The 20,742-nt window shown below is 73.0% G+C and carries 18 protein-coding genes; 10 read left to right on the top strand and 8 right to left on the bottom strand.

Annotated features, from left to right (window positions below):
* Positions 1-615: 615 nt before the first annotated feature.
* The 4 genes from K7B10_RS35240 to K7B10_RS35225 all read left to right on the top strand — a co-directional run bounded on the left by K7B10_RS35240 (position 616) and on the right by K7B10_RS35225 (position 4,962).
* Complete coding sequence (locus K7B10_RS35240; RefSeq protein WP_229342958.1) at positions 616-1,998, top strand: bulb-type lectin domain-containing protein; 1,383 nt, start codon at positions 616-618, stop codon at positions 1,996-1,998.
* Positions 1,999-2,108: 110 nt separating this feature from the next.
* On the top strand, positions 2,109-2,816 hold the full coding sequence (locus tag K7B10_RS35235) for an aspartate/glutamate racemase family protein (protein ID WP_229342956.1): 708 nt from the start codon (positions 2,109-2,111) through the stop codon (positions 2,814-2,816).
* A 57-nt stretch (positions 2,817-2,873) separates the two neighbouring features.
* Positions 2,874-3,167, top strand: coding sequence for a hypothetical protein (locus K7B10_RS35230; protein ID WP_229342955.1), 294 nt, complete (start codon positions 2,874-2,876; stop codon positions 3,165-3,167).
* A 406-nt stretch (positions 3,168-3,573) separates the two neighbouring features.
* Positions 3,574-4,962: a low temperature requirement protein A gene (locus K7B10_RS35225; protein ID WP_229342952.1), complete on the top strand. Its 1,389-nt coding sequence runs from the start codon at positions 3,574-3,576 to the stop codon at positions 4,960-4,962.
* Positions 4,963-4,966: 4 nt separating this feature from the next.
* On the opposite strand, the gene K7B10_RS35220 is transcribed toward K7B10_RS35225, so the two are convergent.
* Both K7B10_RS35220 and K7B10_RS35215 read right to left on the bottom strand, forming a co-directional pair.
* Entirely contained in the window at positions 4,967-5,743 is a 777-nt protein-coding gene (locus K7B10_RS35220) for an SGNH/GDSL hydrolase family protein (protein WP_229342950.1), read from the bottom strand.
* On the bottom strand, positions 5,730-6,299 hold the full coding sequence (locus K7B10_RS35215) for a PadR family transcriptional regulator (RefSeq protein WP_229342948.1): 570 nt from the start codon (positions 6,297-6,299) through the stop codon (positions 5,730-5,732). The genes K7B10_RS35220 and K7B10_RS35215 overlap by 14 nt, the downstream gene beginning before the upstream one ends.
* A 102-nt stretch (positions 6,300-6,401) precedes the next feature.
* Between K7B10_RS35215 and K7B10_RS35210 the strand changes: the two genes are divergently transcribed.
* The 3 genes from K7B10_RS35210 to K7B10_RS35200 are packed head-to-tail and all read left to right on the top strand — an operon-like array spanning position 6,402 to position 8,079.
* Positions 6,402-6,845, top strand: coding sequence for a nuclear transport factor 2 family protein (locus tag K7B10_RS35210; RefSeq protein ID WP_229342946.1), 444 nt, complete (start codon positions 6,402-6,404; stop codon positions 6,843-6,845).
* A 44-nt stretch (positions 6,846-6,889) separates the two neighbouring features.
* The gene (locus K7B10_RS35205; protein WP_229342944.1) at positions 6,890-7,204 is read left to right on the top strand and encodes a MazG nucleotide pyrophosphohydrolase domain-containing protein; all 315 of its coding nucleotides are present in this window, start codon (positions 6,890-6,892) and stop codon (positions 7,202-7,204) included.
* On the top strand, positions 7,204-8,079 hold the full coding sequence (locus tag K7B10_RS35200) for an ATP-grasp domain-containing protein (RefSeq protein ID WP_229342942.1): 876 nt from the start codon (positions 7,204-7,206) through the stop codon (positions 8,077-8,079). Before K7B10_RS35205 ends, K7B10_RS35200 begins: the two co-directional genes overlap by 1 nt.
* Here the strand turns inward: K7B10_RS35200 and K7B10_RS35195 are convergent.
* Both K7B10_RS35195 and K7B10_RS35190 read right to left on the bottom strand, forming a co-directional pair.
* The gene (locus K7B10_RS35195; RefSeq protein WP_372481506.1) at positions 8,048-9,052 is read right to left on the bottom strand and encodes an endonuclease/exonuclease/phosphatase family protein; all 1,005 of its coding nucleotides are present in this window, start codon (positions 9,050-9,052) and stop codon (positions 8,048-8,050) included. The two genes, K7B10_RS35200 and K7B10_RS35195, sit on opposite strands and share 32 nt — an antisense overlap.
* Positions 9,053-9,112: 60 nt before the next feature.
* On the bottom strand, positions 9,113-11,224 hold the full coding sequence (locus K7B10_RS35190) for a SpoIIE family protein phosphatase (RefSeq protein WP_229342938.1): 2,112 nt from the start codon (positions 11,222-11,224) through the stop codon (positions 9,113-9,115).
* 353 nt (positions 11,225-11,577) lie between these two features.
* On the opposite strand from K7B10_RS35190, the gene K7B10_RS35185 reads away from it, so the two are divergent.
* The 3 genes from K7B10_RS35185 to K7B10_RS35175 all read left to right on the top strand — a co-directional run bounded on the left by K7B10_RS35185 (position 11,578) and on the right by K7B10_RS35175 (position 17,434).
* Positions 11,578-11,934 carry a hypothetical protein gene (locus K7B10_RS35185; RefSeq protein ID WP_372481505.1) on the top strand — a complete coding sequence of 119 codons (357 nt, stop codon included), beginning with the start codon at positions 11,578-11,580 and terminating at the stop codon, positions 11,932-11,934.
* A 174-nt stretch (positions 11,935-12,108) separates the two neighbouring features.
* Positions 12,109-16,014 (top strand): nSTAND1 domain-containing NTPase, encoded by a 3,906-nt coding sequence (locus tag K7B10_RS35180; RefSeq protein WP_308284662.1) that lies wholly within the window; start codon positions 12,109-12,111, stop codon positions 16,012-16,014.
* Positions 16,015-16,144: 130 nt separating this feature from the next.
* Positions 16,145-17,434: a serine hydrolase domain-containing protein gene (locus K7B10_RS35175; protein ID WP_229342936.1), complete on the top strand. Its 1,290-nt coding sequence runs from the start codon at positions 16,145-16,147 to the stop codon at positions 17,432-17,434.
* A gap of 102 nt (positions 17,435-17,536) precedes the next feature.
* Here the strand turns inward: K7B10_RS35175 and K7B10_RS35170 are convergent, their stop codons facing one another.
* The 4 genes from K7B10_RS35170 to K7B10_RS35155 are packed head-to-tail and all read right to left on the bottom strand — an operon-like array spanning position 17,537 to position 20,677.
* Positions 17,537-18,310, bottom strand: a complete 774-nt coding sequence (locus K7B10_RS35170) for a class I SAM-dependent methyltransferase (protein WP_229342934.1) — start codon at positions 18,308-18,310, stop codon at positions 17,537-17,539.
* A gap of 47 nt (positions 18,311-18,357) precedes the next feature.
* Positions 18,358-19,305, bottom strand: coding sequence for an ABC-2 membrane transporter-related protein (locus tag K7B10_RS35165; protein WP_229342931.1), 948 nt, complete (start codon positions 19,303-19,305; stop codon positions 18,358-18,360).
* Complete coding sequence (locus tag K7B10_RS35160) at positions 19,302-20,234, bottom strand: ABC transporter ATP-binding protein (RefSeq protein WP_229342929.1); 933 nt, start codon at positions 20,232-20,234, stop codon at positions 19,302-19,304. The genes K7B10_RS35165 and K7B10_RS35160 overlap by 4 nt, the downstream gene beginning before the upstream one ends.
* Positions 20,231-20,677: a GntR family transcriptional regulator gene (locus K7B10_RS35155; RefSeq protein WP_229342928.1), complete on the bottom strand. Its 447-nt coding sequence runs from the start codon at positions 20,675-20,677 to the stop codon at positions 20,231-20,233. Before K7B10_RS35155 ends, K7B10_RS35160 begins: the two co-directional genes overlap by 4 nt.
* Positions 20,678-20,742: the final 65 nt, after the last annotated feature.

Genomic DNA, 20,742 nt, shown 5'->3' with positions numbered 1-20,742 from the left:
ATACCCCGGCCGTCAATTTGGTCCGGGGTATCTTTGCATCCCGGCATCCAGGCCACGGCACGTCGAACAGGCGACCGAATCCGGCGAGCCGATGTCACCCGGACGGCTCACCCGTCAGGCTTTCGGCGCCATGCACTGCTTTGGTGGATACACAGAGCTGTCCACCACATGGAGCACTCTCATGTATGAAATGCAGGTCGGTGAGGCGGCCACAGGGCCTGGCCTCGTATGGCACGTCGTCGCCCGTGACCGCCGGGCCACCCTGTGCGGCCGCCCCCTCCAGCCGGGAGGCAACGCAGAAACGGACCACCACTGCATGCCGTGTATGACGGCCTTCCAAGACGTCATGCGGGAGGGATCCGCGGAGTCCTGACAGCGGGGGCGACCAACCCCCGAACCACGACCACGACCTTCCGCCGCCGGCGCCCGGACCCCCGGGCACCGACGGCGGAAGCATGGACGGCCGCCGGCCGGCGAGGCAGACCCCGGGCCAGTGTTGGATCTTGTGGGAGATATCGACCACTTAGGGCAAGCGGGGCATAAAACTGCAGGTCACAGCGGTGATGGCAACTGAACGCCGAGTACCGGGTCTTCAAGGCCGGCCAGAGCACCCCGGTGGCCACCCAGACCCTGCCCGCCAACAACGGCAAGGTCACCACCTGGAGCATCCCCGACGCCAGTGTCACGGGTGGCGACTACACCTGGCGCGTGCGCACCGCCGACCAGGACAACGCCACTTCCCCGTGGTCCCAGAGCTGCACGTTCTCCGTCGACCGCAACCGGCCCAGCAAGCCCCCGGTCATCAGCTCCACCCGGTTCCCCGACGGCAGGAACGGCTGGCCCGCCACCACCGGCAAGGCCCGCACCGTCGAACTCACCGTCGCCTGCCCCGTCGAGGACCCCACCCCGGGCTGCGACTACGGCGACGACTGGAACGGCGACGACCACCGGTACAACGCCGGACAGATCATCGCCCCCGGCGACCTCAACGGCGACAACGTGCCCGACCTCTGGCTGCGTGACGACGCGAACGGGGACGTCTTCCGGTCGTACGGCAAGAAGGGCCCCGACGGCTACGTGGACCCCACCACCTGGGGCGACACCGCCGGCCGTGTGAAGATCGGCAGCGGAGTCACCGCTGCCGGATACCCGACCGTGGGCTCGGTGTGCGACCTCACGGGTGACGCCCTCGCCGACCTGTGGGCGCGCAAGAGCGACAACACGGTGGTCGGCTGGGCCGGAAAGACACCGGCGTCGGACAACGTGTCCTTCGCCGCTCCGTTCACCATCGACGGCATCACCGGCGGCTCCCGCATCCCGGCCGGCACCGCCCTGGCCTCGGGCCAGTCCCCGCCCTCGAACGCGGCGAAGCTGACGATGCAGAGCGACGGCAACCTCGTCATCGCCTCCCGCGCCGGCCAGCCCCTGTGGTCCTCCAAGACCGCCGGCAACGCGGGGGCCACGGCCGTGATGCGCGGCGACGGCAACCTCGTGGTCTACAAGGCCGACGGCGCGAGCGTGCTCTGGGAGTCGAAGACGAACGCGCCCGAGGGATACGCACTCCTCGCCGACAGCGGCGACCTGACGGTCTTCAACGCGCGCAGCCAGTCCCTGTGGTCCAGTGGCAGCTCCATCCGCCGCGACTACACCAAGGACGGCCGCAGCGACATGGCGGACCGATACGACTTCGGCGACGGCAGCGACGGAACGCACACCTTCGCACCGACGTCCGACGGCACGTTCCAGACCCCCAAGGGCGCCTGGGCCATCGCGGCGGGCAACTACTACGCGCCCAACATGAAGCGCGTCACCGGCGACTACAACGGTGACGGCCGCGACGACTTCGGCGCCTTCTACGGATACGACGACGGCAGCGTCAAGGCGTACACCTGGACCACCAAGGCCGACGGCAAGCTGAACGACTCGGTGGGCGGCTGGTCGGCGCCCTCCGGTCAGTGGACCCGCGACCGCGTGCAGTTCCTGGAACAGCAGAACTGACGCACCCGATCGCCCGACGGCGGCCCGGGGTCAACGCCCCGGCCGCCGTCCTTCCTTTTCACGCATCAAAGCAATTCTTATGGAAATCAGCTCTGCTACCTTCCACCCTTATGAAAACGATCGGACTGCTCGGAGGAATGAGCTGGGAGTCGACCGCCGAGTACTACCGGCTGTTGAACGAGCTCACGCGCGACCGGCTCGGAGGGCTGCATTCGGCCCGGTGCGTGCTGTATTCCGTGGACTTCGCGGAGATCGAGCGGCTGCAGGCCGAAGGGCGGTGGGCCGAGGCCGGCGAGGTGCTGGCGGCGGCGGCCCAGCGGCTGGAAGCGGCCGGGGCCGATCTCGTCCTCATCTGCACCAACACCATGCACAAGGTCGCCGACCGGGTGCAGGCGGGCATCTCGGTGCCGCTGCTGCACCTCGCCGACGCCACCGCCGATGCCGTGAAGGCGGCGGGGCTGACGCGCGTCGGCCTGTTGGGCACCGCGTTCACGATGGAGCAGGCGTTCTACCGCGGCCGACTCGAGGCGAGCGGGCTGGAGGTCCGCGTCCCCGACGCCGAGGGGCGGGCGCTCGTGCACCGGGTGATCTACGAGGAGCTGTGCCTCGGCATCGTCCGCGAGGAGTCCCGCACCGCCTACCAGCACGTCATCGAGGAGCTCGTGGCCGCCGGCGCCCAGGGGATCATCCTCGGCTGCACCGAGATCGAGCTGCTCATCGGTGCCGGGGACAGCCCCGTAGCAGTCTTCCCCACGGCACGGATCCATGCCGAGGCCGCGGTCGAGGCGGCCCTTTCGGCACATCCGCACATGGCTTGAATCCATCGGTGCCGGGAATCGAGCCGTCTCGAGCAGCGCGACGGCGAGGTGCCGACGGTGAACTTCCGGCGGATGTCGATGAACCGCCCGCACCCCGACATCGCCCTGACCGTCCACGCCGACCGCGAGACGCAGAACTCGGCCATGAGCGAACTCGTCGCGCGACGGGCGGAGTCGGCGACCGAGCGCGGCTCCGCGACCCGACAGGGACACCGCCGGGGTTCCCACCGAGAGGGCGGAGGTCGCCGGCAGGGCGGCGACCAGAGGACCGGTTCGACGGCCCACCGCGGGTCGGACGTCGTGATGCCGGCCAGCTCGACCCCTTCGGGCGTGGGGACGGTCAGCTGGTAGCGGGCCTCGGGCGGCCGGGCAGAGGTCCAGCTCCGCCGGTACGCCGAGCAGCCCGTGGCGGCGCAGGACGCATTTGCCCTCGTACCCGTAGTACAGCCGCGGGGAGGTGCCGTACGAGGTGTCCAACTCGGCGACCAGCGGCAGGTAGCGGGTGGCCGCGCGGATCCGCGCGCCCAGGCCTCCGCCCGTGACCTCGACGGCCCTCTCCAGCAGCGTCGTGACGGTCTCGTGCTGGCGGCTCTGCACGGCGGAACTGCACCTCGACCCGCTTCAGCGAGGGCACCACTCCGCCCTTCGCGTCGCGGATGTCGAGCTTGTCCAGCGTCTCGCCGTAGACCCACGGGAGGATGTCGATCACCGCGCGGGTGCCGTGGGTGCCGGAGGCGTACGGCGTCGGGGTGATCGAGTGGGACGCCTTGCGCCGGCCGACCAACCCGACCACGCCTTCGCCGTGTGCCTCGCCACCACCGGCGCGCTGCTGGCCTCCGCCGCCGGACGCCGGCGGGACCTGCGGGCCCGTGCCGCGTCACCCGCGCTCGACCAGGCCGTGATGTCATACGGGGAAGCAGGCCGCGAGGGCGGCGGCACGGACCCGGGCGGACCCATGGGCACACCACAGCCAGGAGCGGGCGCGGAGGCGGACGGCGCAGGCCATCCGCAGGAGGGGCGGCACGCCGACTGGCTCGAGCTCTTCTTCGACCTCGTCTTCGTCGCGCTCGCCGCCCAGCTCTCGCACGGGCTGCACGGCGATCCGAGCCTCCGCGACTTCGCCGTGTTCCTGGGGCTCTACTTCCCGCCCTGGTGGCTGTGGATCAACCTCATGGTCTCGGCGAACCTCTTCGCCGACGACAGGCCCCGCCGCCGGCTGCTCATGCTGTCCGCCATGCTCTGCATCGCCGTCATGGCCTGCGCCGTACCCGGGGCCGACACGGACCGCGGTTCCGTCTACGCCCTCGGATACGCGGGCACCCGGCTGGTGCTGCTCGGGCTGTGGTGGCCGGCCACCAGGTACCCCGAGCCCCTGCGCGTCCCGCGCTGGCGCCCGCTCAGCTACTGCCTGGCCTCGGGCCTGCTGTGGGCCGCCTCCGCCGCGGTGCCCGCACCCTGGCAGTACGTCGTGTGGGCGGTGCTCATCGCCGCCGAGATGGCGCTGCTGCTCAGCGCCCGCGGCCGCGGGCTCCCCGCCCGGCTGGACACCGGGCACATCGTCGAGCGGGTCGGCCTGTTCGTCATCATCGTGCTCGGCGAGTCCGTGATCGCGCTGGTGACCTCGGCCGACCACGTCTGGACCCCGCGGGCCGGGGCGGTCGGCGTCCTGGGTTTCGTACTCCTCGCCGCCCTCTGGTGGTCGTACTTCGACTTCGGCTCGACCTCGGCCGAGCTGATGCTCGCGAGGGCGGACGACCGACGGGCCTATCTGCTCGCCCGCGACGTGGGCGGCTTCCTGCACTTCTTCGTCACCGCGGGCGTCCTGTGCATGGCGGCCGGGCTGGCCACCGCCGTCGAGGAGGCCGACCACGCCCATCTGCCGACCGGTGCGGTGTGGGTGCTGGCCGGCGGACTGGCCCTGTACCACGCGGCCCACGCGGGCATCGCGCTGCGCTACGGCCGTTCGCCGGCCGCCGTCGCCGTCTGGGCCGTTCCCGGCATCGGCGTCCCGCTGCTCGTGGTCTGGGCCGCCGGCCACCTCGCGCCCTGGCTGGTGGTGTTCCTCCTGGCCGCCGAGGCGATCGCGCACCTCCTCTACGCGCGCAAGCTGCAGCGCCACCGCATCGCGGCGGCGGCCACCCCCTGACCCCTCACGGCAACACCGGCAGGAGCCCCGGGCGCTTGGCCGTGCGGGCGTCCCCGGAGGAGCGGCCGCGCAGGCGCCTGCCGAGCCAGGGTCCCAGGAACGCGGCGGCCCAGCGCAGTTCGGCGGCGATCGCGGGCCGGGGCGCCCCGTCCGGGGGGAGCGGGTGCGTCCAGGAGTCGTCGCTGTCCGGCAGGCCGAGGGCGTCCGCGAGCGAGGCGGCGATCCGCTCGTGGCCGAGCGGGCCGGCGTGCAGGCGGTCCGCGCTCCACAGTCGGGGGTCGGTGACCACCGGATGGTGTCCCGTCTCGACGACGAGCACGCCCTGTCGGGCGGCGGCCGCGCGGATCCGTTCGTTGAGGGCGCCCACCCGCGGGGAGAGCGGCCGGGCGAGCGGGGTGATCCGCGCGAGGTCCGGGAAGGTCATGGTGAGGACCCGGGCGCCCTGGGCGGTGAGCGCGCCGAACATCGCCTCCAGGTGGCCGGCGACCTCGTCGGCGTCGAACCGCGGCCGGAGGATGTCGTTGACCCCGGCGACCACGGTCGCGAGGTCCGGGCGCAGCGCGAGGGCCGGTGCGAGCTGCTCGGCGCGGACCTGCCCGGCGAGGCGGCCGCGGACGGCCAGGTTGGCGTACCGCAGGCCGGGGCTGTGGAGCGCGAGGTGCTCGGCGAAGCGGTCGGCCAGCCCCCGCAGGCCGGTGGTGTCGTCGCCGTCCCCGAGGCCCTCGGTCTGGCTGTCTCCCAGGGCCACGTACCTCAGGTACGCGTGCTCAGCGCGCGGCACGGGCCGCCTCCCGCTCCCGCAGGACCGCGATCGTACGCTCGCACCAGTCGCGGTTGCCCCGCTCGAAGGCGAGACCGCGCAGGCAGGTCAGGTAGGGGCCGATGCGCTCGCCGCAGCGCAGGAACTCCTCTTCGGAGCGGTCGCCGCGCATGGTGCGCAGCAGGCCTGCGAACAGGTCGACCTTGGCCCGGGCGAAGGCGGCGCGCTCGGTGAGCTGCGCGACGAGCGTCGCGGTGTCCACGTGGTCGGCGGCCTGGACCATCACGATGAGGTCGTCGCGGATGGAGGAGGGCCTGGTGGCGGCGGCGGTGAACTGGTCCAGCTCGGCGAGCCCGGCGTCGGTGACGGTGAACAGGCGCTTGTTGGGCCGGGTGTCCTGGACCACTTCCCGGCCCGCGATCAGCCCGTCCTTCTCCAGCCGGGTCAGCTCGGCGTAGAGCTGCTGCGGGAGGGCGTGCCAGAAGTTCGCGACGCCGAGGTCGAAGGCCTTCGCCAGTTGGTACCCGCTCAGCTCCTCGTCCAGCAGCGCCGCCAGCACGGCGTGGCGCAAAGCCATCGGATCGCCTCCCTACTCGCCTCTGTGCACGGACCCTCCCCGCATGATACTCAAGAAACTGACTAATCACATTGATGAGTAGAAGACGCTCAGGGAGATGCCGTGACCGCAGCAGACCGCTTCCGCGCCGCCGTCGACAGCCGTGACCTCGCCGCCCTGGAGGCCCTGTTCACCGAGGACGTGCGCCTGTACAGCCCCGTGAAGTTCACGCCGTTCGAGGGGCGGCCGATGGTGCTGGGGCTCTTCGGGGTGCTGCTGCGCACCTTCGAGGACTTCCGCTACGTCGGCCGGTACACCGGCAGCGCCGAGACGAGCGCGGACGGCTCCGTGGCGCCGTCGGAAGTCCTGCTGTTCCGGGCCACGGTGGGCGGCAAGGCGATCCACGGGATCGACCTGGTGCACTTCGCCGAGGACGGCCGGATCAAGGAGTTCACCGTGATGGTCCGGCCGCAGTCCGCGGTGCACGCCCTGGGCGAGGCGGTCCTCGCCGGCCTGGTCGCGGACGGCCTGGCCCCTGCCCCGGCCGGGGGATCCGCCGGTCGTTAGGCTGCCGGGGCAGCAAGCGATCGTACGCACGCCCGGAGGAACCGGTGGACATCCGCTCGGCCCAGCAGCTCGCCTGGGACAACAAGCTCGCGAAGGGCTTCAACACCACCGACGTGCCGCTGGAGTTCGGGCTGCTGACGGCCGAGGTCGGGGAGGCCTTCACCGCCTGGCGCAGGAAACTGCCCGACTTCGGCGAGGAGCTCGCGGACGTGTTCCTGTACCTCGCGGCGCTCGCCGAGATGAACGGCGTCGACCTGGAGTCCGAGGTGGAGCGGAAGCTGGCCAAGAACCGCGACCGGGTCTACGCACGGGACGAACGGGGCGTGCTGCTGCGCGTCGAAGAGCCGGGGAGCCGTTGATGGCCGCCACCGTACGGGTGGCCCTGGCCACTTCGGAGCCGGGCCTGGCCTGGGACGCCGACCTGCCGCTGATGCTCGAGGCGCTGCGCGCCCGCGGGGTCGACGCCGTGGCGGCGGCCTGGGACGCCCCGGACTTCGACTGGGCGCGCTGCGCCGCCGTGGTCATCAGGTCCACCTGGGACTACGCCGCGCGGTGGCCGGAGTACCTGGCCTGGGCCGACGCGGTGCAGGGTGCGACGCGGCTCGACAATCCGGCCGCTCTGGTGCGCTGGAACACCGACAAGCGCTATCTCGCGGAGCTCGCCGGCCGCGGCGTCCCCGTCGTGCCGACCCGGTTCATCGCCCCCGGCGAGGCCGTCGTCCTGCCCGGGAACGGACAGTTCGTCGTCAAGCCGGCCGTATCCGCCGGCGCCCGCGACACCGCGCGCTACGCGGAGCGGCACCACGAGGCGGCGGCCGGGCACATCGCGGCGCTCCACGCGGCCGGGGCGACCGCGATGGTGCAGCCGTACCTGTCGCGGATCGACGAGGGCGAACGGGCACTCGTCTTCCTCGGCGGCTCCTTCAGCCACGCGATTCGCAAGGGGCCGGTGCTGACCGACGTCGGGACCGTCGACAACGACCGCGTCCCGCACCCGGATCTGGTGCCGTACCGGCCGGCCGCCGCCGAACTGGCCCTGGCCGCCTCCGCACTGGCGTCCGTACCTGGGTCTCGGGCGCTGCTGTACGCGCGGGTGGACATCGCGACGGCCGACGACGGGGCGCCGGTCGTGATGGAACTGGAGCTGGTGGAACCGAACCTCTTCATGTTCATGGGCCACGGCGAACACGGGCTGGCGCGCTTCACCGACCTGGTGCTGGAGCGGGCCATGTGAGGTGAGCGGCGACGGGCAGGTGGTCGCTGCCCGTCGCGGGCAGCGACCGGATCCGCGTGACGGTCGCCGAGCGGGTCAGGACCTGGTCGATCCGGGCCAGCGGCAGCGAAGCGGGCCAGCTGAACGCGAAGTCGCGGCTCGGCGGGTCCGTGCGCGAGGTGACGGGGTCCAGACCGCGGTCGTCCACGGTGCTGTTGAGGTCCCCGAGCAGGATCAGCCGGTCCACCGGCTCGGCGGCGATCGCGGCGCCGAGCAGTACGGCGCTCTCGTCACGGCGTGCGGATCCGAACCCGTGCGTCGGGCTCAGCCGCAGGGAGGGCAGGTGCGCCACGTACACGGCGACTTCGCCCCGCGGCGTGCGGGCGGTGGCCCGCAGGGCGCGGTTCCAGTCCTCCCCGACGCCGGCGGGTCTGATGTCCACCGGCCGCACGTCCGCGAGCGGGTGCCTCGACCAGAGCCCGACCGTGCCCTCCACCGCGTGGTACGGGTACTGCGGCGCAAGCGCCGCCGCGTACCGCGGCAGGGCGGCGGGCGTCAGCTCCTCCAGCGCGAGGAGATCGGCGCGAGTGGCGGCCAGGGCGCGCGCGGTGCCCTCCGGATCGGGGTTCTCGTCGCTGACGTTGTGCTGGACGGCGAGGAGACCGGGTGCCCGGTCCTCGCCGGGGAGCAGATGGCCGCCGAAGAGCCCGAGCCAGGCGGCGGCGGGCAGCAGCGCCGCGAGTGCGGCCACGGCCGAGCGGCGCAGCAGCGCCAGGGCCGCGAGGACCGGGACGGCGAGGCCCAGCCAGGGCAGGAACGTTTCGAGCAGGCTGCCGGGACGGCCGGGCAGCCCGTCGGGCACCGCTCCGTGGCAGACCAGCAGGCAGGTCACGAGGACCGCGAGCCCGGCCGGGACCCGCCCCCGCCCGCGCCACGCCCACTGCTCCGGCCTTGGCCGACGCCAGGGCCCCCGCCCCGCCCTTTGCCCGCCCACGCGTCCCTGCCCCCGATCGGCCCCGCCTCCCGCGCCGCACCGCGCCTCCCGCGCCGCACGCTAGGACGACGCGGGAGGCGGTGATCCGGTTCCCGCACCCGGCGGCCGGCCGGGGACCGCACCGACCCGGGCGAGGACCAGGACCGTGTCGTCCGTCGCCGTGTCGGGCAGCAGGTTGGCGAGGATCCGGTCGGCCCCCTCCTCCAGCGAGCCGAGGGGCGCGCGCAGTTGATCGCGCAGCGCCTCGATGCCGGTGTCGATGTCCTGGCCCCGGGCCTCGACGAGGCCGTCGGTGTAGAGGGCCACGACGGCGCCCTCGGGGATCTCGACCTCGATCGAGCGGTACGGTACGCCGCCCACCCCGAGCGGCACCCCGAGCACGTCTTCGACGGCGTGCACGGTCCCGTCCCGGTGCCGTACCAGCGGCGGCGGATGACCGGCGTTGGCGATGGTGGCACGGCCGGTACGGGGGTCGTACAACAGGTAGAGGAAGGTCGCCCACTCGATGCCGGCCTCCTGCGCACAGGCGTCGAGTTCCCCGAGCAGGGCGGCGGGCTCGGCCGTGTGCCGGGCGAGCGTCTTCGCGGTGATCCGCAGCCGCCCCATCGCCGCGGCGGCCGGGACCCCGTGCCCCATCACGTCGCCGACGACGAGGGCCACCCGCTCGTCGGGCAGGGTGATCGCGTCGTACCAGTCGCCGCCGACCTCGGTGCCGCGGCTGCCCGGCAGGTAGCGGTGGCTGATGTCCACGTACGGACCCGCCGCCGGTGCACTGGGCAACAGGGCCCGCTGGAGGGTGAGCGCGATGTCCCTGACCTTGCCGTACAGCCGGGCGTTGTCCAGGCACAGCGCTGCCCGGGAGGCCAGTTCGCCGGCGAGCCCGAGGTCCTGCTCGGCGAAGGCCGGGCGGGCGCCGGAGCGGCCGAACATGGCGATGCCCTGCACCGTGCCCCGGGCGATGAGCGGTGCCATGAGGATGCAGGTCAGCCCGCTGTCCAGCAGCAGTAGCGCACGCTGCTGGTGGACGACGGTCCGGGTCGCGAAGTCCTCGTCGACCGTGAAGCAGACCGGACGGCCCGTGCTCAGCATCTGGTGGATGTGGGAGCCGGGCGGGTACGTGACCTCCTCCAGGCCGCTCACCAGTTCCACGGCCGGTTCGGGGAGGGTGGTGCCGGAGGCGATCCGGCGGGTGGCCACCGGCAGCGCCGGGTCGAACGCCTCGGTCTCGTCCATCCACTCCACGAGTTCGACGACGCAGGCGTCGCAGAACTCGGGGACGACCGCGTCGACCAGCTCCTGCGCGGTGGTGTTCAGGTCCAGTGTGGTGCCGATGCCGGCCGCCGCCCGGTCGAGCAGGGCCAGGCGCTGCCGGGCGGCCGTCGCCTCGAGGATCGCCTGCTCGCGGTCGGTGACGTCGAGCAGCAGCCCGCCCACCCCGCGCCGGGTGTCGCCCGCACCCGTCAGCGGGAAGAAGCTGACCGAGCGCACCTGGTCGCGGTCCGGGTGGCCCGGTGTGCGCAGCCCCACGAGGGTGCCGATCACGGTCCGGCCCTCCTGGAACACGGACCGCAGCATGCGCTGGTACTCCCCGCCGTCCGCGGTGATCATGACGTCCGCCATCGGGCGGCCCAGGTGCTCCTCGAGCGGGACCCCGTCCATGTCGGCCAGGGCCTGGTTGAGGTGGACGTAGCGCAGCTCCTCGTCCAGCATGACCAGGCCAATGGGGCAGGTCTCGAAGAGGGCGTCGAGGAAGGACAGGTTGGTCTTCACCCGGTCCAGTTCGTCGCCCCGGCTCGCCAGCCCGATGACCACCGAGGCGCCGGTGGCCCCGGTCATCGGGAAGACCCGGAAGCCGCAATCGAACACCGAGCCGTCCCGGTGGAGCGCGGGCAGGCGTACGCGCCAGTAGCCGAGGGCCCGTGCGCGCTCTGCCAGGTGGGCGGCGCTGCCGGGGCCCTCGCCGGGGGCCGGCTCGGGGAAGAGGACCGCGGCGGGCCGGGTCAGCACCGACCCGGCCTCGTGGCCGAAGAGGTTCTGCGCGCCGGGGCCCCAGTAGCAAACCCGGTCCTCCTCGTCGATGCCGAAGACGGCCACCACCACGTGTTCCAGCAAGGACCCCGGTTCGGACCGGATCGGGCCGGAATCCGTGTCCCCCAGCCGGTCCGATGGCATCGGCAGGCCCCCTTCTGCGTGCGTCTCGCTCGCGCGCGTGGCTGACCGGCGCCCGCACGGCGGACACGGGCTGCCTCCTCAATTCTGCTCGCCATCGGGGAGGAGGACATCACGACACCGGGCGAGAGCCGGCCGGTGACCACCGGTGACGGTTGCCCGCGGTCCGGTGACCGTGCAGGTCGGCGGGGGTTTCCCGATCGGCCCCGCCGATGGGCGACGGGAAACCCGTCGACCCCCGCGGACCTCGGGGCAAGGCTGAGGGCGTCAGCACGCCGGGACGTCGGGACGACACGACGCCCCCGCCTCCCGGCGTCAACACCGAGGCAACCCGACAGGGGGACATGATGCGCAAGATGATCCGCGGCACCGCCGCGCTCGCCACCGCCGCCGCGGCCGTCGTGGCACTGAGCGGTTCGGCCGACGCCAGGCCCGCCGACGACTGGGCCGGCTGTCCGTACGGGGCGGTCTGCGTCTACCCGCAGGACCAGAACCCGGCCGTGAAGCCGACCCACGTCTTCACCAGCTACGGAGCACACAACCTGAGCAACCAGTACGGCCGCCACTGGGTCCTCAACAACCAGTACGGCGGGGCCACCGCGAGCCTGTGCACCGGCTACGACGGCAAGAACTGCGGATCCCCCATCGCCCAGGGCACGGGCGTCTACGCGGACCTCGGGCCGATCAACTCCATCACCCTCAACCGCCCGTAACCGGGCACCCGTTCGCGGCCTTCCGGGTCCGCCGCTCCCCCGGCGGCCCCGGAAGGGCGCTGCGCTCCGCGTTTCCCGCCACGCCGACCCGACGCGCGTTCCGCCGTCCGACCCCCGCGGTAGCCTGGGACGTTCCATCTCACGACCTGGGCGTGCTGCGCCATGGGGGATGCCGTGGGGGACCCGGACCGCGGACGCGACACCGATCACCACACCGACCACCACACCGACCACGAGCCCGATCCACTCGGAGCCGCCGGAGCCGCCGCTGCGGCCTTTCCCGCCCAGTTGCGGCGGTTGCGGGTCCAGCGCGGTCTGTCGCTGGCCGATCTGGCCCGTCGCACGCACTACAGCAAGGGCTACCTGAGCAAGATCGAAACCGGCGCCAAGCGCGTCACCCACGATGTCGCGCTGCGCTGCGACCGGGTGCTGGAGGCCGGGGGCGCGCTCCTCCAACTGGTACCGGAGGCCGAGGTGCCGAGGCCCCGCACCGCCTCGCCGGCCGTGCGGCCGCAATCCACCGGTGAGTGCCCCTACCGCGGCCTCGCCGCGTTCACCACGCGCGACGCCGACTGGTTCTTCGGGCGCGACCGGGTGACCTCCGCCCTGGTCGAGCGGGTCTTCGACCGGATCGGCGGGGGCCCGCTGGTACTCGTCGGCCGGTCGGGGGCCGGCAAGTCCTCCCTGCTCAGCGCCGGTCTCGTACCAGCCCTGCGGCGCACCGGCGGGTTCCCGATGGCGGGCGCCGACGGGTGGCCGGTCGTACGGTTCACCCCGACCGCGCATCCGCTCCAGGAGCTGCTGGACCGCACCGCGAAGGTGCTGGGCGGCGGGCTCGGCATCACCGTACGGGAACTCCGCGACCGGCCGCGGCGGCTGCTCGAGGCAGTCCAGGGCCTGGCGGACGACACCCCGGACGCGTCGGGGGAAGACCGGCCGTCCGGGGAGCACCGGCCGTCCTGCGTACGGCCGGTGCTGCTCGTCGACCAGTTCGAGGAACTCTTCACCCTCTGCTCCGACGAGGACGAGCGGCGCGCGTTCGTGCACGTCCTGTGCACCCTGGCCACGGCAGGGCCGCAGCCGGGGGCGCCCGATCCGGCGGTCGTGGTGCTCGGCGTACGGGCCGACTTCACCGGCAGCTGCCTGGACCTGCCCGAACTGGCCGCGGCCTGCACCGACGGGCTGTTCGTCCTCCCCCCGATGTCCGTCGCCGAGCTGCGCGAGTCGATCACCCGCCCGGCGGAGCTCGCAGGGCTCACCCTCGAACCGGGCCTGGTCCAACTGCTGCTGCGCGACGCGGGCTTGCGGGAGGAGCCCGCGGCGGCCGCCACCGCCCCGGCGACGGTGCCCGGTGACGCTCCGTCGGGTGCGCTGCCGCTGGTGTCCCATGCGCTGATGGCCACCTGGCAGCGGCGCACCGGAGCCACCCTGACCGTCGCGGGGTACGAGGACACCGGCGGCATCCAGGGCGCCGTCGCGCACACCGCCGAGAGCGTGTTCGCCCGCCTGTACCCGCGGGAGCAACGGACGATCCGCCGCATCCTGGTGGCGCTGGTCCATGTCGCCGACGGCGCGGGGGCGACGCGGCGGCGCATGGCCCGAACCGGGCTGATGGAGCAGCTCGCCGACGCGGACGGCGCGGCGCAGGCCCTCGACGCGTTCGTGCGGGCCCGGCTGATCACGATGGACAGCGACACCGTCGAGATCACCCACGAAGCACTGCTGCACGCCTGGCCGCGGCTGCGCGGCTGGATCCACGCCGACCGGGACGGCCTGCTGGTCCACCGGCAACTGGCCCACGCCGCCGAGGAGTGGGAGCGCGAGGGCCGCGACCCGTCGGTCCTGTACCGCGGGAGCCGGCTGGCGGCCGCCCTCGCCTGGGCCGGCGAACCCGGCGGACGCAGCCGGCCCGGCCCCCGGGAGGCGGCCTTCCTGGACGCGAGCCGGGCCTCTGAGGACGCCCGGCGGACGCAGGCCCGGCGCCAGGTCCGGCTCCGGCAGCGGATGCTGGCCCTGCTCGGCGTGCTGCTGGTCCTGGCCCTGGCCGCCGGGGCGGTGGCGTACCAGCAGCGGGCGGGCGCGCTCGGCCAGGAGCGCACCGCCCGTGCGCAGGCCCTCGCCGTCCGGTCCACCGCCCTCGCCGCCGGTCAGCCCGAGGCCTCGATGCGGCTCGCCGAGGAGGCGTACCGCACGGAGGCGAATCCCGAGTCGCGGGGCGCGCTGCTGAGCACGCAGTCGCAGCCGTTCCTCGCCCGGCTCGGCGGGCACGGCGGCCCCGTCAACGCGGTGGCGTTCGCCCCGGGGAGCGGGAAGGGGCTGCTGGCGAGCGCCGGTTCCGACGGCCGGGTACTGCTGCGGCGGGTGGCGGACCGGCGGACGACGGCGACCTTGACGGTGCCGGGCCGGGTGCGTTCGATCGCGTTCGGGCCGGACGGCCGGATGCTCGCGGCGACGTCCACGGAGGGTCCGGTACGGGTCTGGGACACGGACGGGCACGGCATCGCGGTGCTCCCCGCACGGACGACGGACGCGCGGGCCGTGGCCTTCTCGCCCGACGGGCGCACGCTCGCCGTCGCGGGCGCCGACGGAGCGGTCCTGCTGTGCGATCCCGAGGGCGACGGGTCTGCCGTGACCGAGCTGACCGGCCACACCGGGCGGGTCAACGCGCTGGCGTACGCGCCGGACGGCAGGACGCTGGTGTCGGCGGGTTCCGACCAGACCGTACGGCTGTGGGATCCGGCGGCAGCCCGTCAGCTCGCCGTGCTCGCCGGGCACACCGGCGAGGTGCTGGGGGTCGCGTTCGCGCCGGACGGGCGGAGCGTGGCCTCCGGGGGCGTCGACCGGACCCTGCGGCTGTGGGACGTGGCCGAACGTCGTACGACGATGGCGCTGACCGGGCACAACGACGACATCAACGCGGTCGCCTACACCCCGGACGGCGCCACGGTCGTCAGCGCGGGCGGCGACGGCACCACCCGGCTGTGGGACGTGCGCGGCGGCCGGCCGGTCGCGACGCTGGCCGGGCACACCGACTACGTGCTCGGGGTCGCGGTGGACCCGGGCGGTGCGGTGCTGGCCACGGCGGCCTTCGACCAGTCGGTGGTGCTCTGGGACTTGCGCGGTCCGGTGCTGACCGCGCGCCCGTTCACGGAGTTCTGGCACGCCGCGTACAGCCCGGACGGGAAACTGCTGGCGACCGCGGACGCCGATCACACGGTGCGGCTGTGGGAGGTGGCCGGGAGGCGGGTGGCCGGGACGCTCACGGGCCACACCGGGGCGGTGTTCTCGGTGGCCTTCTCCCCCGACGGGCGGCTGCTGGCCTCGGCCGGCTCCGACGGGACGGTCCGGCTCTGGGACGTGGCCTCCCGTACGGCGCTCGGCACGCTCACCGGGCACGGCGGGATCGTCTACGCGGTGGCCTTCTCCCCCGACGGGCGGCTGCTGGCCTCGGCCGGCTCCGACCGGACGGTCCGGCTCTGGGACGTGGCCTCCCGTACGGCGCTCGGCACGCTCACCGGACACACGGACTTCGCGAACGACGTGGCGTTCAGCCCGGACGGCCGCACCCTCGCGAGCGCCGGCGACGATCTGACCGTACGTCTGTGGGACGTGCCCGGGCGGCGGCCGCTGGCCACGCTGACCGGTCACACGGGCGCGGTACGGGCGGTCGCCTTCGGTCCGGACGGGCGGACGCTGGCGAGCAGCGGCAACGACGGCACCGTACGCCTGTGGGACGCCCGGCGGTGGGGAGCCGGGGCCGAAGCGGTGCTGTCCGGTCACACCGGCTCCGTCCGGGCCATCGCCTTCTCCCCCGACGGGCGGTGGCTGGCCAGCAGCGGCAACGACCGTACGGTGCGCCTGTGGGAGGTGGCCGGAAGACGACTGTGGGCGGCCCTGGCGGGCCATACGAGCGCGGTGTGGGGCGTGGCGTTCTCCCCTGACGGACGGACGGTGGCGAGCAGCAGCAACGACGGCACGGTGCGGCTGTGGAACCCGGATACGGGTGCGCGCCTGACGGAGATCTGCGGACTGCGCGCGGGCACCGACTGGCTGAAAAACGCCTCTGCCTGCACGTTCTGAGGCGGCGGGTGCACGAGGGCCGCCCGGCGGGCACGTACGATCACAGCCCGCGGACTTGACCGCCCCGCGGCGGCGAGTTCGCGGCTGCTGAAGCGAAACTCTTCCCGTCATCCCGTAGTTGAGGAACACCGTGCGCCTGCCTTTCGACCGACGCCTGACTCTCAGTGCCGCCCTGCTCGCCGTCGCGGCCACAGTGGTGCCGGCGACCGCCGCCCAGGCGGCCGCGAACCCGTTCGCCGCCCCGTCGGCGCAGACCGCCGCCGCGGCCGCGCCGAAGCCCGACATGGACGCCGTGACGCAGGCGTTGAAGAACACCACCGCGGTCGGAGCGCCCGGCGCCATGGTCCGCATCACCGGTTCCGGTGCCCCGCTGACCAGTGCGGTGGGCGTCCAGGACCGGACCACGGGTGCGGCCATGGACGTGAACAGCCGCTTTCGGATCGGCAGCGTCACCAAGTCGTTCTCCAGCGTCGTCCTGCTGCAGCTGGTGGACGAGGGCAAGATCAGCCTGGACGCGCCCGTCAACCAGTACCTGCCCGGCCTGCTGCCCGACGACCGGATCACGGTCCGTCACCTGCTGACCCACCGCAGCGGGTTGTCGGACTACACGAACGCGATGTTCGACAAGACCGTGCCCGGCTTCGAGGCCGTGCGGAACAAGGTCTTCACTTACCAGGAGCTGGTCGCCCTCTCGCTGCGCGAGCCGCGCACGACCGAGCCGGGCGTCTCGTACCAGTACTCCAACACCAACTTCGTGGTCGTCGGCATGCTCATCGAGAAGGCCACCGGTCACGGCGTGGCCAAGGAGTACGAGCGCCGCATCATCAAGCCGCTGAAGCTGAAGAACACCTCGTACGTCCACCCCTCGACGGAGATCAAGGGCGCGCACCTGCACGGCTACCTGCACCCGGACGAGGCGGGGGCCCCGCTGGTCGACTCCACCGAGCAGACGGTGTCCTGGGCGCAGTCGGCCGGCGCGATGATCTCGAACGCGGCCGACCTGAACACCTTCATGTCCGGCCTGCTCGGCGGCAAGCTGCTCAAGCCGGCCACGCTGGACGCCATGCTCACCATGACCCCGACGGACGCCACGAACTCCCGCTTCTACGGTCTGGGCCTGCGCCGCTACGACCTGTCGTGCGGTACCTCGGTGTACGGGCACACCGGCACGGTGCAGGGCTTCTACACGTACGCCTTCGCCACCCGTGACGGCAAGCGCAGCCTGGCCGCGGTGGCGAACACCTCGAACAAGGGCGCGGCGAACACCGCCCTGGGCGGCACGCTCGAAGGCGCGTTCTGCGGGAAGAAGACCCCGGCGGCGGGCCCCGCGGCGGCTCCCGCCCAGCGCAGCTTCGCGCTGCTCCCGGCGCTGACCGCCGCCCCGGCCGAGCAGGACCTGCCGGAGCGCGGCTCGCGCTGACGCCAACGGCCCGTGCCGCCCGGCGGTTTTCCACCGGGCGGCGTGGGCCTTGGCCCGGGGGTGATGCGGTTCGGGCGCTGCGGCGGTTCGGGCCGTGACGGCTCAGGCCGTGACGCGGATCTTGGACTGGCCGTGGCCGAAGCGCTCCCAGTCCTCCATGAACCGGGCCTTCAGCCCGTGCCGGGCCGCGAGGTCGACGAGGGTCTGCGTGCGGTAGTAGAAGTCCTCGCGCAGGACCTGGTGCTCGGTGCCTTCGGTGCGGTCGAAGGTGAAGTCGAAGAACCCGCCCGGGGCCAGGATGCGGCCGACGTGGGCGAAGCACTCCTCGATGATCTCGATCGGCGAGTGGGAGAACACGCTGTGGGCGTGCACGACGTCGAAGTACGCGTCGGGCAGGAAGTCCAGGGTGAGGTCCTGGGTGAGCGTGAGGTGCGGCAGCTTGCCCTGGAGGTCCTGGCGGGCCAGGGTCTGCTTGGCGGATATGAGGATGTCGGGCGAGATGTCGATCCCGTAGTAGTGGCCGGGGTCGAGGTGTTCGATGAACCGCCATCCGGCGCGCAGGTTTCCGCAGCCGATGTCCAGCATCGTGTGGTGCGGGGTGAGGCCGTGCTCCACGAGGTAGTCGAACTGCATCTTGCCGAGGGCCAGCCAACGCTCGTGGGTCTGGCTGCCGACGGCGGCCTCCGGGTTGCGGGCGGTGTCGGAAGCCATGACCGCGCGGTAGTAGTCCACGTGGTCGGGGTGCTTGAGCCGCAGCCAGCTGTCGCGGGCTGCCCGGCGGACGTACGGGCCGATGCGCCCGGGGTTGCGTGCCGCGTAGCGGACCTTGTGGGTGAGGGTGGTGCGGTTGGCGACGAGGTTCTTCTTGGTTGCCAAGGGAGGTTCCTCCGGGGGAAGCGGTCGAAAGGGCCGGGCCGTCGCGCTCAGCCGAGGCGGCGGCCCCGCAGCCGGACGGTCGTCAGCGCGACGAGGGCCAGGGCGAGGAGCAGGTAGACCGTGGTGTCGATCCCCTGGAAGGTCCAGAAGTCGGAGCTGGGGTACACCTTGTGCACCCGGCCGACGAAGCCGTGCCCGTCCATGCACGCGCGCAGCTGCTCGCCCGAGAACAGGCAGTTCTCCAGCGGGTGCTGGGCCCCGTCGGGGGTGAGGTAGCGGTATCCCGCGGACCAGGCGCTGCCGATGAGCCGCTTCGGCTGCATTCCGGGGGTGATCCGGTCCACGGGGGTGACGAAGTCCCGGCGGAAGTAGGTCAGCACGGCGGCCACGGCGAGGACCACCGCGAGGGTCGCGCCCATCGCGGGGAGCGTACGGCGGACCAGCAGGCCGATCGCGGTGCCCGCGGCCAGGGCGAACAGGGCGCCGGCCACGGCCGAGGGGCCGGAGGCGTTGAGGATGTACGGGTCGTGCCAGTACACGCCGTCGTACATGTTGGAGATCGGCGCCCACCACCAGGCGATGAGTGCGGCCACGGCGGTGGAGACGGTGACGGCGCAGAGCGCCGCCAGGCCGAAGCGGGCGGCGAACCAGCTGCGGACGCCGCTGTCCTGGGTGAGGACGACCTTGATCGTGCCGCTCTCCAGCTCGCGGCCGATGAGCGGGGCACCCCAGAACATGCCGATGGCCGCCGGGAGGGCCAGGCCGATGGCGCCCAGGAGGCGGATCCCCCCGTTGCTCTCGGTCATGGCGCCGTAGGTCTCGGGCGGGCATTCGCCGTTCCAGCCCTTGCACTGCGAGAGGTCGTAGCCGCTGATGGCCTCGATCAGGTCCGCCCGCCCCAGGGCGACCCAGACCGTGAGGGCGGTGACGAGCAGGGCTGCGGTGAGGATGAGCAGGCGCTGCTGGCGCCAGGCGAGCCACAGGGTGCCCGTCATGCCGCGGCCTCCGTTGCGTGTGCGGCGTTCCGGGGCGCGGAGCGCAGGTGGGCGAGCAGGATCTCTTCGAGGGAGGGCGCCCTGGTGATCCAGTGCTCGTCGACCCCCGACGGGAGGGACGTACCGGGCGCGTTGCGCAGGAGCGCGGACAGGTGGCGGCCGGTGGTGGTGGCGTGGACGACGGCCGCGCGGTCGGCGCCGGGCGGCAGGCCGTCCGGGGTGTCGGGGTCGGCGCGGCCGGTGAGGCGCGTGTACGCCTCCCGCAGGTCCTGGGTGTCGCCGGCGAGCCGGATCCGGCCGCCCTGCAGGAGCAGGACGTGGTCGCAGACGTTCTCCAGCTCCGGCAGGACGTGCGAGGAGATCACGACGGTGATGCCGCGGTCGGCGACCTCGGCCATGAGCAGGCCCGTCACCTCGTGGCGCACGAGCGGGTCGAGGTCGGCGAGCGGCTCGTCCAGCAGGAGCAGGTCGGCCTGCTTGCCGAGGGCCAGGGCCAGTGCGACGCGGGTGCGCTTGCCCCCGGAGAGGGTGCCGATCCGGGTCTTCGGTGAGATCCCGCCCTCGCCGACGATGCGTTCGGCCTTCGCCTGGTCCCAGTGGCGCGGGCTGAGCCTGCGGCCCACGGCCAGCATCTCGGCCACCGTGAACTGCGGGTAGAGCGGCTTGTCCTGGCTGATGAAGGCCGTCCGGGTGCGGGCGGCCCGGGTACCGGGTACGGCGCCGAAGACCCGCATCTCCCCTGTGGTGGGCCGCAGCAGGCCGGTCATCAGGTGGAACAGTGTGCTCTTTCCGGCCCCGTTGGGGCCGACGAGCGCCGCGATCCGGCCCGCCGGCAGTTCGAAGTCGCAGTCGTGCAGGGCGCGGTTCCCCCGGAACCGCTGCCCTATCGCGGTTGCCCGGAGCGCCGGTTCGGCGGTCGGGTCGTTCACGTGGTGTCCTCTCGTGACGGTCGTTCCGTGCCGGCCCGCGTGGGCCGCGCCGCTCCCCGCGGCCGCGCCGCCGCCTCGGCCAGTGCCGCCTCGACGAGCGCCAGGACGTCCTCGCGCCCGAGCCCGGCGGCGTGCGCGCGGGTCACCCAGTCGACGAGGTCGGCGCGCAGCGGCGAATCGGCCGCGGCCTCGGGGCGGGAGAGCGAACGGGTGACGAACGTGCCCTGTCCCGGGCGGGGTTCGACGAGCCCCTCGCGCTCCAGCTCGCGGTAGGCCTTCAGCACGGTGTTGGGGTTGATCGCGGTGGCCTCCACCACGGCCCTGGCGGTCGGCAGCCGGTCCCCCGGTTCCAGTACGCCCAGTCTCAGCGCCTGTTTCACCTGGTTGACGAGCTGCAGGTACGTGGCGACACCGCTGTGCCGGTCCACCTGAAACTCGATCATGCCTCTGCCTCATTCCACTAATGCCTTAGTGGAATGATGTGGCGCGGGGTCACGGTCCGTCAAAT

Origin of the sequence: Streptomyces flavotricini, from assembly GCF_020639365.1 — a bacterium.
Lineage (GTDB): Bacteria > Actinomycetota > Actinomycetes > Streptomycetales > Streptomycetaceae > Streptomyces > Streptomyces flavotricini.
Note: the sequence above shows the minus strand (reverse complement) of the source record. Positions and strands in the feature narration are given on the sequence as shown.

Bases quoted from the DNA above. Each gene is read 5' to 3' on its own strand.
- K7B10_RS35165 (WP_229342931.1), bottom strand. From the start codon at position 19,305: ATGACGGGCACCCTGTGGCTCGCCTGGCGCCAGCAGCGCCTGCTCATC.
- K7B10_RS35215 (WP_229342948.1), bottom strand. From the start codon at position 6,299: ATGGCTTTGCGCCACGCCGTGCTGGCGGCGCTGCTGGACGAGGAGCTG.
- K7B10_RS35185 (WP_372481505.1), top strand. From the start codon at position 11,578: ATGATCCGCGGCACCGCCGCGCTCGCCACCGCCGCCGCGGCCGTCGTG.
- K7B10_RS35200 (WP_229342942.1), top strand. From the start codon at position 7,204: ATGGCCGCCACCGTACGGGTGGCCCTGGCCACTTCGGAGCCGGGCCTG.
- K7B10_RS35190 (WP_229342938.1), bottom strand. From the start codon at position 11,224: ATGCCATCGGACCGGCTGGGGGACACGGATTCCGGCCCGATCCGGTCC.
- K7B10_RS35235 (WP_229342956.1), top strand. From the start codon at position 2,109: ATGAAAACGATCGGACTGCTCGGAGGAATGAGCTGGGAGTCGACCGCC.
- K7B10_RS35155 (WP_229342928.1), bottom strand. From the start codon at position 20,677: ATGATCGAGTTTCAGGTGGACCGGCACAGCGGTGTCGCCACGTACCTG.